Source organism: Agromyces sp. P1_H4 (assembly GCF_056405255.1).
On record NZ_JBFUCL010000073.1, the window covers coordinates 1 to 12,976 of the forward strand.

The window sequence follows — 12,976 nt, forward strand, 5'->3', positions numbered from 1 at the left end:
GCGCTAGCCCCTCCACGAGGTCGGCGCGTCGGGGCTACACTCGGCGGCATGAGCTTCCTCTACGAGGAGAAAGCCTCATCCTCGCCCTTCGTCGACGTGGTCTGGCACACCGTCGACACGAGCGACGGCACCTACCTCGCGGCCGCCGACGCGTGCTGGGACCTCATCTTCACGCGCCATGCGACCGGCTCGCGGGTCCTCATCAGCGGCCCATCGTCACGGCCGACCGTCGTGCCCTACCGCGCCGGCAACCGCAACGTGGGCGTGCGCTTCACGCGCGGCACGTACTTCACCCACGTGGAGCCGCACTCGATGTGCGATCGCACCGTGCCGCTCAGCGTGCCCGACCCCGCCCACTTCGAACTCGCGGGACGCACCTGGCCCATCCCCGACTACCACGCGGTCGACGACCTCCTCGACGCCTTCGACCGGCAGGGCCTGCTGGCACATGACGCCGTCATCGAGGCCGCCCTGCACGAGCGCGCCCCGGCGTCGGTGTCCCCGCGCACCGTCGAACGGCACTTCTCCCGCATCACCGGTTGCAGCCGGCGACAGGTGCGCCAGATCGACCGGGCTCGCGAGGCGGCCGCACGGCTGCGCACCGGCGAGGCGATCGCGGATGTCGCGTACGAACTCGGCTACGCCGACCAGTCGCACCTCACCCGCGACGTCAAGCGACTGACCGGATACACGCCGGCGCAATCGCAGCACCGCGACGAGCCGGTGTGAGCCGCGCCGCGGATCGGTGTCGTTCCGGTTCAAGACGGYGGCCGCGGCATCCGCTTCACTCATCCCGTCGCGCCRCCCGCGCGACAGCACGAGGGAGGGACTCGCCATGGAAGTCACGCCGTACACGATCGCGATCTCGGACGCCGAGCTCGCCGACCTGCACTCGCGCCTGGAGCGCACCCGCTGGCCCGCAGCCCTCACCGAGGGCTGGGAACGCGGAACGCCCGTGCCGTACGCCCGCCGGCTCGCCGAGTCCTGGCGGACCGGCTACGACTGGCGGGCCGCGGAGGCTCGCCTGAACCGCCTGCCCCAGTTCCTCGTCGAGGTCGACGGTCAGCCCATCCACGGCCTGCACGTGCGGTCGACGGATGACGCGGCCGTGCCACTCCTCCTCGTGCACGGCTACCCGTCGTCGTTCGTCGAGTTCGCCCGCATCGCGCCGGTACTCGCCGAGCGACCGGACGTGACGGCGGGCGTCGGTCCCGCGCCGGCGTTCCACGTCGTCGCGCCGTCGATCCCGGGCTTCGGGTTCTCGACGCCCCTCACCAGCCACGGCTGGGACATCGCCCGCACCGCGCGCGCATTCGACGACCTCATGGAAGCGCTCGGCTACGACCGCTACGTCGTGTTCGGCGAGGACGTCGGCGCCGGCATCGCCGAGCAGCTCTGCCTCGACGCCGGCGAGCACGTGCTCGGGCTGATCGCAGCGACCGATCCCGGCGCGATCGCGACCCAGTACACGCCGCCCACCGATCACCTCACCGCCGCGGAGCGCGAGCACCACGAGCGCCTGAAGGACGCGCGCTCCGAGGACTTCGGCTACCTGGCCCTGCAGACGACCCGGCCGCTCAGCGTCGCGTACGGGCTCACCGACTCCCCCATCGCCCAGGCGACGTGGATCGCGGAGAAGTTCCAGGAGTGGACCGACCCCGCCCGCGACCTGCCCGAGGACGCCGTCGACCTCGACGACCTGCTCACGCTGATCAGCGTCGCCTGGTTCGGCCGGGGCGGCGACGGGGCCGCGAACGTGCTCTACGAGACCGCGCACGCACAGGTCGCGTGGGGGCGCAGCCACGACCGCCCGCAGGGCATCGCCGCGTTCGGCGACGAACCGCTCATGCGCCGCATCCTCGACCCCGAGGGGCATCTCGCGTTCTGGAGCGAGCATCGGCACGGCGGCCATTTCCCGGCGATGGAGGCGCCCGACGACCTCGTCGGCGACATCCGGAGCTACTTCGCGCGGCTGCTCACGGTGTGAGGAAGGCCCCAGGCTCACGGATGCCGCGTCGGCTCCTGCTCGGCGCGACCGGCGGGCTCGAGCTGGAACGTCGAGTGGGCCACGTCGAAGTGCTCGGAGAGGCATCCGCCGAGCTCGTCGAGCAGCGCACCCGCGCGACCCGACTCGAACACGTCGGCGTCGACCTCCACATGGGCGCTGAACACCGGCGACCCCGAGGTGATCTGCCAGACGTGCACGTCGTGTACGGCCACCACGCCCGGCGTGCCGAGCAGGTGCTCGCGGATCTCGGCGACGTCGGTGTCGGCGGGGGCCGACTCGAAGAGCACGTGCATGACGTCGCGGAGCAGCATGAGCGCGCGCGGCACGATGAGCACGGCGATCGCCATCGACGCGATCGGGTCGGCAGCGTCGAACCCGGTCGTGAGGATGACGACGGCCGCGACGATGACGAGCCCTGACCCGATGAGGTCGCCGAGCACCTCGAGGTAGGCGCCGCGCACGTTGATCGAGTCCTTCGCCCGAGCCCGCAGCACGAGCATGGCGGCGAGGTTCGCGAGCAGCCCCAGCACGGCGACGACGAGCATCACCCCGCCGCGCACCTCGTGCGCCTCCCCCTCGGCGCCCGACACGAGCCGCCCGATCGCCGAGACCAGCACGGTCACGGCCACGACGATGAGGATGACGCCGTTCACGAGGGCACCGAGCACCTCGGCCCGGCGGTATCCGTACGTCTGCCGGTCGGTCGCGGGGCGCGCGGCGACCATCGCCGCCACGAGCGCGACCACGAGGCCGATGAGGTCGCTCGCCATGTGGCCGGCGTCGGCGAGCAGCGAGAGCGAGCCGCTGAGCACGCCGCCCACCACCTGCACGACGAGGAACGCGCCGATGATCGCGATCGCCACCAGCAGCCTGGTGCGGTTCGCRGTCGCCCCGTGGGCGTGCGCGTGGTCGTGGGAGTGTGCCATCACCTCAAGGGTAGGCGCGGATGCCGCGTGCGGCCCCTGATGGGAATGAGTCCCCTTCTCAGCCGAGCCCGGCTCAGCCGAGCCCGGCTCAGCCGAGCCCGGTGCGGAACCCCTCCCGCCAGCTCGGATACCGCGGCTCCCATCCGAGCTCGCGCTTGGCCTTGGCGTTCGACGAACCCCGGACCTCGGTCATCATCGAGACGCCGTGCTCGCCGATGAGTGCGCGGGCCACCAGTGCGGGGACGTGCAGGGGCGGCCTGGCGCCGGTGATCCGGGCGAGCTCCGGCAGCCACTCGGAGACCGGCGCCGGGTCGTCGTCCACGATGTTGTAGATGCCCGGGGCGCCGCGAGTGACGGCGAGCGCGGTGGCGGATGCCGCATCCTCGACGTGCAGGAACGACCAGACGCCCGTGCCACCGCCGACGAGCGGCAACTTGCGGGCACGGACCATCTCCAGCATCGCGCCGCCCCGGCCGATGGCGTTGCCCGGGCCGTACAGGTTGCCATAGCGGAGCACGAGCCCCGCGGCATCCGTCGTCGCCCGCTCGACGTGCCGGATCGCCGCGATCGACTGCCGTGACGCGGCGGTCGGCGCCGGGTCGAGCGGGTCCTCCTCGGTCTTGACCGGACCGCCGGTGCGTGCGTTCGGCCAGCCTGCGTAGCTCTGCGCGATGAACCGGTCGACGCCGGCCTCGCGTGCGGCGGCGAGCAGGTGGTCGGTGCCGACGGTGCGCAGCGCGTTGGTCGCGGCGAACTCGTCGTCGAAGTGCTTGACGTCGCCCGCCAGGGCGCTGAGCCCGGTGAGCTCGTGCACGATCACGTCGGGGTGCGCCGCGAGCACGGCGGTGCGCACGGATGCCGCGTCGAGGGCGTCCATGGTCACCCCCGTCGCCCCAGCCGCGTCGATACCCGCGAGGCGCTCGGGTGTCCGCGAGGTGCCGACGACGTCGTGCCCCTCGGCCACGAGCAGCGGCACCAACCTCGATCCGATGGCGCCGGTGGCGCCGGCGATGAAGACTCGCATGTGCTTCCCTTCCTGTCACCCCCTCCGACGGATCGGCCACCCGGTCTGTGACCGGCGCACGCCGATTCGCGTGGGAACAGAAGGAATGGGCTGTGCCATGCTCGGGTCATGGCCTCCTCGACCGCGGAGCTCGGCGAGCTCCGGCCCCTCATGTTCTCGATCGCGTATCGCATGCTCGGCAGCGTGTCGGACGCCGAGGATGTCGTGCAGGAGGCGTCCCTGCGCCTGCACGAGCGGTCACGGTCGGGGGAGCCGATCGAGCGCCCCGAGGCGTTCGCGTCCACCGTCGCGACGCGGCTCGCGATCGACGCGCTTCGTTCCGCGCGCCGCCGTCACGAGGTGTACCTGGGCACCTGGCTTCCTGAACCGCTGCCCGATGACGACCAGGATCCCGCGCATCGCGTCGAGCGCGACGAGACGCTCTCGTTCGCCTTCCTCGCGGTGCTCGAGCGGCTCGGACCGGTCGAGCGCGCCGTGTTCCTGCTGCGCGAGGTGTTCGTGATGGACTACGCCGACATCGCCGCGATCGTCGAACGCGACGAGGCCGCGTGCCGGCAGATCCTGCACCGCGCCCGGGCGCGCATCGCCGACGGCCGGCCACGCTCGAAGACGGATGCCGCTCGCGACGCGGCACTCCTCGACACGTTCTTCGCGGCGCTCGACGCGGGCGACGTCGACGCGCTCGCGAGCGTCCTCGCCGACGACGTGGCGTTCTACGCCGATGGCGGCGGAAAGGCGCCCGCGGTGCGGCATCCGCTGCACGGCAACGTCACCGTGGCACGGTTCCTGGCCGGGCTCGTGCGTCGCGGCGTGGGCATGCGGGTGCGCATGGAGCGCACGTCGATGAACGGCGACCCCGCCCTGCGGGTGAGCGGCCCCGACGGCGCCACGCTGAGCCTGCTCATGGTGCACATCGAAAATGGCCGGATCTCGGTGGTGGGCAACCAGCTCAATCCCGACAAGCTCCGCCACCTCGGCCCCGTCGGCGACCTGAACGCGCTCGTCTCGGGCGATCACTAGGTCGGGACCGATTCTCACCGGAGCAGCGGCTCAGGACGCGCTACCTTGGGGGCACCGCAACGGAGAGGAGAGCCCGATGGGCAAGGTGGTCATGTACAGCTCGGTGTCGATCGACGGCTTCATCGCCGACGAGCACGACCAGCCCGGGCCCCTGTTCGACTGGTTGGTCAGCGGTGACGTGCCGTTGGACGAGAGCGGCGTGCTGAAGGTGTCGCAGGCGTCCTACGACTACACCCGGTCGTACTGGGACCAGATCGGGGTGACCGTCGCCGGCCGCCACGTCTTCGACCTGACGGACGGCTGGGACGGGAAGCCTCCGAGCGGGATCGACCACGTGGTCGTCGTGACGCACCGGCCTCCGCCCGAGGGTTGGGACCCCGAAGCGCCGTTCCACTTCGTCGACGGCGTCGAAGCAGCCGTGGCCAAGGCGAAGGAGCTTGCGGGTGAACGCATGGTCGAGGTCGCCGCCGGCGAGCTCGGTGGCCAGGCACTTGTCGCGGGCCTGGTCGACGAGGTGCGCATGGACGTCGTACCCGTCGTGTTCGGGTCCGGCAAGCGCTACTTCGGGTCGGTCGACGCGCAGCACCTGCTGGAGGATCCAGACGCGGTGATCCAGGGCGAGCGGGTGCTCCACCTGCGATTCCAGGTGCGTCGCTGACCGAGCGGAGACCGATGCCCGCCGCCCACCGTCCCGGTCTCCGGGTCGACTCGACACTCACGATCCCCGAGTCCGAGCTGACCTGGCGGTTCTCCAGGTCCTCCGGTCCCGGCGGGCAGGGTGTGAACACGGCCGACTCCCGAGCAGAGCTCGTGTGGGATGTCGCGGGCTCGGCGACCCTCGCTCCGTACCAGCGGGAGCGGCTCCTCGAGCGCCTGAGCGGCCGGCTCGTCGACGGCGTGCTGACGGTCACGGCCTCCGAGCATCGCGCGCAATTGCGCAACCGGGACGCCGCGCGCGCTCGCCTCGCCGCCGTCGTGGCCGAGGCGCTGCGACCACCGCCACCGTCGCGACGCCCGACGCGTCCGAGTCGCGGCGCGAAGGAACGGCGCTTGGACGCCAAGAAGCGGCGCACCGACGTCAAGCGACTTCGCCGCCCACCTCACGACTGACCGGCGAGGCGGCATCTCCCGCTTCTGAACCGATCCGGGCGAGATTGTTGATCAATCTTCGCGCGCACCGTAGGTTCCTAAGTAGCCGCAGCGGGACAGCGTTGTCCCCGCCGCGGAAAGCGCTCTCCTCGAACGGAAGGACCTCAGTGAAATCCAGAGTTCTCGCCATCGCAGGCACGGTGGCCATCGCCGTACCCCTGGCACTCGGCACGGCGGGTGCAGCCAGCGCGGCCCCGACCGACAACCCGCCGGTAACCCTCGTCGACGACACCACTGCCCCGATCTACGACTACGCCGACGCCATCCGCGAGACGGTATGGGTCGACGCCCCCGACCTCGACGGCGATGGTGTCGACGAGCGGATCGCCACCGACATCATCCGGCCCCGGGAACTGGACGGCAACGCCCGCGTCCCGATCATCATGGACGCGAGCCCCTACTACCTGAGCTCCGGGCGAGGGAACGAGGCTGAGCGCAAGGAGTACGACGCGGCCGGCAACCTCGTCAAGTTCCCGCTGTACTACGACAACTACTTCGTGCCGCGCGGCTACGCCTACGTCGCCGTCGACATGGCCGGCACCGCCCGTTCGACCGGTTGCACCGACGAAGGAGGCCGCTCCGACATCGAGTCGGTCAAGGCCGTCGTGGAGTGGCTGGACGGCCAGGGCGTCGCGTACGACGCGAGCGGCACGGTGGTCGAGGCGGACTGGAGCAACGGCAAGACCGGCATGATCGGCAAGTCCTACGACGGGACCCTCGCCAACGGCGTCGCCGCCACCGGTGTCGACGGCTTGAAGACGATCGTGCCGATCAGCGCCATCAGCTCCTGGTACGACTACAACCGCTGGCAGGGCGCAGTGAAGTCCAACAACTACCCGAGCAGCCTGTCCCGGTCCGTCGCATCCAATCGGACCATCGAGACCGACTGCTCGGCGCGGCTGAACTGGATGAACGCCAACGACGGCGATGAGACCGGTGCCTACACCGACTTCTGGGCCGAGCGCGACTACCGGGCGGGCACCTCCTACGACGTGTCCAAGGTCAAGGCCAGCGTCTTCATCGTGCACGGACTGCAGGACACGAACGTCAAGACGATGAACGCCTCGAAGTGGTGGGACGGCCTCGGCCAGCAGGGGGTCCTCCGCAAGATGTGGCTCACCCGCCTCGGGCACGTGGACCCCTTCGACTCTGAGCGCGCCCTCTGGGTCGACACGCTCCACCGATGGTTCGACCACGAGCTCATGGACATCGACAACGGCATCGACCGTGAGCCCGCCGTCAGCGTCGAGACCGCACCGAACCAGTGGGAGCAGTCGCCGACCTGGCCGATCTCCTCGGCCCGGACCCAGACGCTGAACCTGCACGCCGACGGCACGCTGATGCTGGGCAGGCAGGACCGTTCCACGGCCAGCTACGTCAACTCCACGTCGCTGAGCGAGGCGAACGCGGTCAAGATCGGCGACAACGCCAACCGTCTGCAGTTCCTCACCGGCACGACCAAGCACGACGTCCGGATCTCGGGCACGCCGACGCTCGACCTCGACGTCACGCACGGCGCCCCGGTCGGGCAGGTGTCGGTCATGCTCGTCGACTACGGCGTGATGGACCGCGTCAGCACTTCCGGCGACGGCGCGCAGACCCTGGGCACGGAGTCCTGCTGGGGACCGGCKACGGCAACCGACGACGCCTGCTACTTCGACGTCGCCAAGCGCCTCTCGAGCACCGAGCTGCAAGTGCTGGCCCGGGGCTGGGCTCGCCTGGACGGGGCCGGCAACCACAAGGTCACCGTCGAACTGGCCGCCAACGACGTCGTCGTGCCGGCAGGCCACCAGCTCGGCGTGGTGATCAGCGGCAGCCGCAACGGCGTCCTGGCGGTCGACACCGCAGCGACGACCTACACGGTCGACCTCAGCGGCTCGAAGCTCAACCTCCCCGTCTCGGGTCCGATGGCGGGCTTCGGCCCGGGTCACCTGACCGCGAAGGACACCGAGAACCTGAGCCCGGGAACGCTGGCCAACCTCGACGAAACGGTGTGGCCCGGCAACTGACCCGAGCCCGAGGCGCCGGCCACCACGGCGGTCGCCTCCGCCAGCGAGCTCAGCGGGATTCGGATGATTCCGGATGCCGCTGGGCTCGCGCTCTGTCGATCAGGCTGTCACCCGCCCACTCGAGGCGCCGCGCCGCCCTCGTCGTCGCTGCGTAGCGCGTGGATCATGCTCCGCAGCATCGCGGATGCAGCGGACTGCTCGTCCTGCGTCATGCCGCTGAGCATCCTGACCTCGACGGACCGAACCGCAGCGGATGCCTGCTCGAGGCTCCGTCGCCCGCGTGCCGTGAGCTGCGTAGGAAGGACCTTGCCCACCCGAGCCTCCACCGGTCGGGTGACATATCCGTCCCGTTCCAGGGCCTGGAGGAGCACGTTCATCGATTGCCGCGTCACGAACGCGCCTCGCGCGAGTTCCGAGTTGGACAGGCCCGGGCGCTGCGCGAGCAGTTCGAGGCAGGAGTAGTGCGTCACGGTCATGCCGAGCGGGCGCAGGACCGCCTCCATGGCAGCGCGGAGGGCGCTCGAGGCCTCTTTCAGCAGATAGCCCAGCGAGGTCTCCAGGTCGACGCCGTTTCGACTCATGTCAGTATTCTGACATAGTCTACGAATGTCAGATAACTGACACCGATCGCAAGGAGCGACACCATGCCCGTCACCGGCCCAGACTTCATCTCCCTCCAGGCTCGCGACCTCGCCGCATCGCAGGCGTTCTACGAGCAGTACCTGGGCCTCGTCCGTTCACCCGTGGGCCCTCCCCACGCGGTCGTCTTCAAGACGACCCCGATCGCGTTCGCTCTCCGGGAGCTCGTTCCCGGCACCGATCTCGCGTCGGTTGCCCAGCCCGGTATCGGCGTCGCGATCTGGCTCCACGCGACCGGCGTCCAGGCCATCCACGATGCGCTCGTCGCCGACGGGCACACGATCGTCGCGGGACCCGTCGACGGCCCATTCGGCCGCACCTTCACCTTCGCCGACCCCGACGGCTACCACGTGACCCTCCACGATCGCGCCTGATTCACCCGTCCCCGCCGACGGCACGTCCTGGCTCGAAGCAGGCGTCAGTCGTCGGTGTCGGTCCAGGACGCGATGTCCACGCCGTGGTTGTCGGGCGACGCGAGCGTCCACCACGAGGGGGCGTGGGAATCGTCGACGAGTCGTCCGCCGGCGGCCAGTGCGGCATCCACCCGCACCTGGGCCCGGTCGGCCGGCACGAAGACGTCGAGATGCGTGCGGCCTCTGCCCCGAGCGTCGCCGCTGATCGGGTTGAAGGCCAGCTGCGGTCCGCAGCGCATCGGGTCGACGGCATCCGTGTCTCCGAACTCCTCGTAGCCCAGCGCGGCGATGAAGAACGGTCGGACGTCGGCCTCGGACTGCTGGGCGACGTAGATGCCGATCGACTGCGCCATCGAGGGATCAGGCGTCAGCATCAGTTCGGCGGCTGCGCGGGACACGGCAGCAGCGAAATCCGGTGCGACCGCGGAGATTCCCTCCGGGCCGCGGTACGGAATGCGAACCACGACGCCCTCTGGGCGGAGGTCCACGTCTGGCTGCACGCCGAATCGCTCGGCGGCGGCGACGACCGGGGCCACGAGGCCGGCCGCGTGGCCCAGGGAGCTCGCCCTGAAGACCGCCTGCGGCCCGGTTCCCGTGACTCGCCAGTCGGAGACGCCCGGTGCTCGGTGGAACTCGGCGGCGGAGATCCAGTCGGCTCCGCCCGTCGCTTCGGCCATCTGGGACTCCATTCCCGAGCTGTCGAGGCTCGGCGCGCCTCAGCCGACCGCCTTGCGGACGAGCTGCGTGATCTGCTGCTCCACTGCCGGCGTCCAGCTGCGGATCGCGTAGCCGATGGGCCACAGGTCGCCGTCGTCGAGTCGCGCGCGGTCCTCGAAGCCGATGGTCGCGTAGCGGGTCTTGAACTTGGCCGCGGCCTGGATGAAGACGACGATCTTGCCCTCGGCGTTCGCGAACCCGGGCATGCCGTAGTACGTCTTCGGCACGAGGTCGGGCGCGACCTCGGTCACGACCTTGTAGAGGCCCTCGGCGAGCACCTTGTCGTCGGGCTCCATCTCCGCGATCGCATCGCGCACGGCCTTGTCGCCCGCCTCACGGTTCTTGCCGGCCTTCTCCTGCTCGCGCAGCTCCTWGGCGCGCTGCTTGACCGCATCGCGCTCCTCGGCGGTCAGCCCTCCGGACGTGTCGCTCTTGGCCATCGTGGTGTTCCCTTCGCGGATCCTGCTCGTCTGCGACCCTGCATCGGGGCCGTCGAACTCAGGCTAGCGAGCCGCGATCTTCGGGCGCTTCTCCGAAACTGCTCCGATCCGGATGCCGCCGCGTGCACGCCGTGCGTCGCGCCAGGGCTCAGCCGTCGAGTCGGGCCGCGATGCGCTCGAGCTCGGGCAGCAGCTCCACGAACGCCAGCGCGCGGTGGCTCCGCGCGTCCTTCTCCGCGGGCTGCAGTTCGGCGGCGGTGATCTCGAGGCCCTCGGGCTCGAAGATCGGGTCGTAGCCGAATCCGTGCGAGCCGCGCGCCTCGTAGGCCAGGCTGCCGCGCCAGGAGCCCTCGGCGACGAACTCGTGCCCGCCGGCCAGCACCGAGTCGGGCACGACCAGCGCGATGGTGCAGTGGAACTCGGCGCCGCGGTTCGGTCGGCGCACGTCGGCGAGCTGCCCGAGCAGCAGCTGCACGTTGGCCTCGTCGCCGGCGGCCTCGCCCGCCCAGCGCGCCGAGAAGATCCCGGGGGCGCCGCCGAGCACGTCCACCATGATGCCCGAGTCGTCGGCGAGCGCGATCCGGCCGGTGTGCTCCGCGGCCGTGCGCGCCTTGATGAAGGCGTTCTCGGCGAACGTCAGGCCGTCCTCGACGGGTTCGGGGCCGTCGTACGGCAGCACGACCGCCTCCGGCATCCGCTCGCCGATGATGCGCTGGAACTCGCGCACCTTCTTCGCATTGTGCGTGGCGAGCACGAACTCGAGGCTCATGCGCGGGCCGCCTCCTCGCCGGCGGCGAGCGCGGCCAGCTGCAGCCTCGTGAGTTCCGCCGTGCCCGAGAGGGCGAGGTCGAGGAGGGCGTCGAGTTCGCGACGATCGAACGGCGCGCCCTCGGCGGTGCCCTGCACCTCGACGAACAGCCCCCGACCGGTGGCGACGACGTTCATGTCGGTCTCGGCGCGAACGTCCTCGACGTAGGCGAGGTCGAGCATCGGCGTGCCGTCGATGATGCCGACCGACACGGCCGAGACGGTGTCGATGAGCGGCTTCGCCTTCTGCCCGATGAACTTCTGGGTGCGGGCCCATTCGATGGCGTCGGCGAGCGCGAGGTAGGCGCCGGTGATCGCGGCCGTGCGGGTGCCGCCGTCGGCCTGCAGCACGTCGCAGTCGATCTGGATGGTGTTCTCGCCGAGGCCCTTCGTGTCGACGACGGCACGCAGGCTCCGGCCGATGAGCCGGCTGATCTCGTGCGTGCGACCGCCGATGCGGCCCTTCACCGACTCGCGGTCGTTCCGCGTGTTGGTCGCCCGTGGCAGCATCGCGTACTCGGCGGTGACCCAGCCGCGGCCCTTGCCGTTCATCCAGCGCGGCACGCCGTTCGTGAACGACGCCGTGCAGAGCACCTTCGTCTCACCGAACGAGACCAGCGCGCTGCCCTCGGCATGCGCGCTCCAGCCGCGTTCGAAGGTCACCTTCCGCAGCTCGTCGGCGGCACGGCCGTCGGTGCGAACCAGGTTCGCCTGGGGGTCGGATGCCTCGGTCATGCGTTCTCCTGTCGAAGCCATGCGGGGTGGGGAAGGGTGAGGGCGCCCGTCTCGACGAGCTCGACGCTCGGGATCTCGGGGGCGATCAGGCGGTGCGCGAGGTCGAGGAACGCGCTCGTGGAGCCGCCCGTCGCCTCGTAGCGGTAGGTCGGCGGCAGCGCCGATCGACGCTCCATGCCGTTCGACACGAGCACCCGGTACACGTCGTTCGCCGTCTCGACGTCGCTCGAGACGAGGGCGACCTGCTCCCCCATCACGTACGAGATGGCGCCCTTCAGGAACGGGTAGTGGGTGCAGCCGAGCACGAGCGTGTCGACGTTGGCGTCGCGAAGGGGCGCGAGGTACTCCTCGGCGACGGCCAGCAGTTCGTCGCCGCTCGTCACGCCCGCCTCGACGAACTCGACGAACCGGGGGCACGCCGCGGAGAACAGCTCGAGGTGCGGGGCCGCGGCGAACGCGTCGTCGTACGCGCGCGACTGCACCGTGCCGACCGTGCCGATCACGCCCACGCGACCGTTGCGGGTGGTGGCCACCGCCCGGCGCACTGCCGGCTGGATCACCTCGACGACCGGCACGTCGTAGCGTTCGCGGGCATCGCGGAGCATCGCCGACGACGCGGTGTTGCAGGCGATCACGAGCATCTTCACGCCCTGCGCCACGAGGTCGTCGAGCACGGCGAGCGCATAGCCGCGCACGTCGGCGATCTTCTTCGGGCCGTACGGCGAGTGCTCGAGGTCGCCGATGTAGACGATCGACTCGTGCGGCAGCTGGTCCTTCACGGCACGGGCGACCGTGAGACCGCCGACGCCGGAGTCGAAGATCCCGATCGGTGCATCCGTCACGGTCCTCAAGCTTAGGCGAGCGTCGCGTGGCACCGGCCCGCCCGCGGCCGACCAGTAGGCTGACCGTGTGACCGGGTCAGCTGCGCTCTTCACCGACCGTTACGAGCTCACGATGGTGGATGCCGCACTGCGAGACGGCACGGCGCACCGCGAGAGCCTGTTCGAGGCGTTCGCGCGCCGCCTGCCCGACGGGCGCCGCTACGGCGTCGTCGCCGGCACGGGGCGGCTCCTGGAGCTCGTGCAGCGG

At 70.6% G+C, this 12,976-nt stretch carries 15 protein-coding genes and 1 pseudogene; 8 read left to right on the forward strand and 8 right to left on the reverse strand.

The annotated features are described in order from the left end of the window. Nucleotides 1-48: 48 nt before the first annotated feature. Both AC1DY2_RS06790 and AC1DY2_RS06795 read left to right on the forward strand, forming a co-directional pair. Nucleotides 49-729, forward strand: coding sequence for a helix-turn-helix transcriptional regulator (locus tag AC1DY2_RS06790; protein WP_476761726.1), 681 nt, complete (start codon nt 49-51; stop codon nt 727-729). 106 nt (nt 730-835) lie between these two features. After that, nucleotides 836-1,987 (forward strand): epoxide hydrolase family protein, encoded by a 1,152-nt coding sequence (locus AC1DY2_RS06795; protein WP_476761727.1) that lies wholly within the window; start codon nt 836-838, stop codon nt 1,985-1,987. Between the two features lie 14 nt (nt 1,988-2,001). Here AC1DY2_RS06795 and AC1DY2_RS06800 read toward each other — a convergent pair whose 3' ends face one another. Together AC1DY2_RS06800 and AC1DY2_RS06805 are read right to left on the reverse strand one after the other, a co-directional pair. Continuing rightward, nucleotides 2,002-2,934: a cation diffusion facilitator family transporter gene (locus AC1DY2_RS06800; protein WP_476761728.1), complete on the reverse strand. Its 933-nt coding sequence runs from the start codon at nt 2,932-2,934 to the stop codon at nt 2,002-2,004. Nucleotides 2,935-3,022: 88 nt separating this feature from the next. After that, nucleotides 3,023-3,958 carry an NAD-dependent epimerase/dehydratase family protein gene (locus AC1DY2_RS06805; protein WP_476761729.1) on the reverse strand — a complete coding sequence of 312 codons (936 nt, stop codon included), beginning with the start codon at nt 3,956-3,958 and terminating at the stop codon, nt 3,023-3,025. Nucleotides 3,959-4,066: 108 nt separating this feature from the next. Here AC1DY2_RS06805 and sigJ point away from each other — a divergent pair, with 108 nt between their 5' ends. The 4 genes from sigJ to AC1DY2_RS06825 all read left to right on the forward strand — a co-directional run bounded on the left by sigJ (nt 4,067) and on the right by AC1DY2_RS06825 (nt 8,136). Beyond that, on the forward strand, nt 4,067-4,978 hold the full coding sequence (gene sigJ / locus AC1DY2_RS06810; RefSeq protein ID WP_476761730.1) for an RNA polymerase sigma factor SigJ: 912 nt from the start codon (nt 4,067-4,069) through the stop codon (nt 4,976-4,978). Nucleotides 4,979-5,054: 76 nt separating this feature from the next. Further along, nucleotides 5,055-5,636 carry a dihydrofolate reductase family protein gene (locus tag AC1DY2_RS06815; RefSeq protein ID WP_476761731.1) on the forward strand — a complete coding sequence of 194 codons (582 nt, stop codon included), beginning with the start codon at nt 5,055-5,057 and terminating at the stop codon, nt 5,634-5,636. Between the two features lie 14 nt (nt 5,637-5,650). Continuing rightward, the gene (gene arfB, locus AC1DY2_RS06820) at nt 5,651-6,088 is read left to right on the forward strand and encodes an alternative ribosome rescue aminoacyl-tRNA hydrolase ArfB (protein WP_476761732.1); all 438 of its coding nucleotides are present in this window, start codon (nt 5,651-5,653) and stop codon (nt 6,086-6,088) included. A 146-nt stretch (nt 6,089-6,234) separates the two neighbouring features. Then, on the forward strand, nt 6,235-8,136 hold the full coding sequence (locus AC1DY2_RS06825; RefSeq protein ID WP_476761733.1) for a CocE/NonD family hydrolase: 1,902 nt from the start codon (nt 6,235-6,237) through the stop codon (nt 8,134-8,136). A gap of 107 nt (nt 8,137-8,243) precedes the next feature. Here AC1DY2_RS06825 and AC1DY2_RS06830 read toward each other — a convergent pair whose 3' ends face one another. Next, a complete protein-coding gene (locus AC1DY2_RS06830; RefSeq protein ID WP_476761734.1) occupies nt 8,244-8,717 on the reverse strand; it encodes a MarR family winged helix-turn-helix transcriptional regulator in 474 nt (157 codons plus the stop codon). Between the two features lie 63 nt (nt 8,718-8,780). On the opposite strand from AC1DY2_RS06830, the gene AC1DY2_RS06835 reads away from it, so the two are divergent. After that, nucleotides 8,781-9,149, forward strand: coding sequence for a VOC family protein (locus tag AC1DY2_RS06835; protein WP_476761735.1), 369 nt, complete (start codon nt 8,781-8,783; stop codon nt 9,147-9,149). Between the two features lie 44 nt (nt 9,150-9,193). Here AC1DY2_RS06835 and AC1DY2_RS06840 read toward each other — a convergent pair whose 3' ends face one another. From AC1DY2_RS06840 to murI, 5 genes are all read right to left on the reverse strand, one after another. Next, nucleotides 9,194-9,865 carry a VOC family protein gene (locus tag AC1DY2_RS06840; RefSeq protein WP_476761736.1) on the reverse strand — a complete coding sequence of 224 codons (672 nt, stop codon included), beginning with the start codon at nt 9,863-9,865 and terminating at the stop codon, nt 9,194-9,196. A 39-nt stretch (nt 9,866-9,904) separates the two neighbouring features. Continuing rightward, nucleotides 9,905-10,345: an iron chaperone gene (locus AC1DY2_RS06845; protein WP_476761737.1), complete on the reverse strand. Its 441-nt coding sequence runs from the start codon at nt 10,343-10,345 to the stop codon at nt 9,905-9,907. Nucleotides 10,346-10,493: 148 nt separating this feature from the next. Further along, a complete protein-coding gene (rdgB, locus tag AC1DY2_RS06850) occupies nt 10,494-11,114 on the reverse strand; it encodes an RdgB/HAM1 family non-canonical purine NTP pyrophosphatase (protein ID WP_476761738.1) in 621 nt (206 codons plus the stop codon). After that, nucleotides 11,111-11,887: a ribonuclease PH gene (gene rph / locus AC1DY2_RS06855; protein ID WP_476761739.1), complete on the reverse strand. Its 777-nt coding sequence runs from the start codon at nt 11,885-11,887 to the stop codon at nt 11,111-11,113. The genes rdgB and rph overlap by 4 nt, the downstream gene beginning before the upstream one ends. Then, the gene (gene murI / locus AC1DY2_RS06860) at nt 11,884-12,729 is read right to left on the reverse strand and encodes a glutamate racemase (protein WP_476761740.1); all 846 of its coding nucleotides are present in this window, start codon (nt 12,727-12,729) and stop codon (nt 11,884-11,886) included. Before murI ends, rph begins: the two co-directional genes overlap by 4 nt. A 112-nt stretch (nt 12,730-12,841) precedes the next feature. Between murI and AC1DY2_RS06865 the strand changes: the two are divergent. Further along, nucleotides 12,842-12,976: pseudogene (locus AC1DY2_RS06865) on the forward strand (nicotinate phosphoribosyltransferase); the annotation flags it as partial.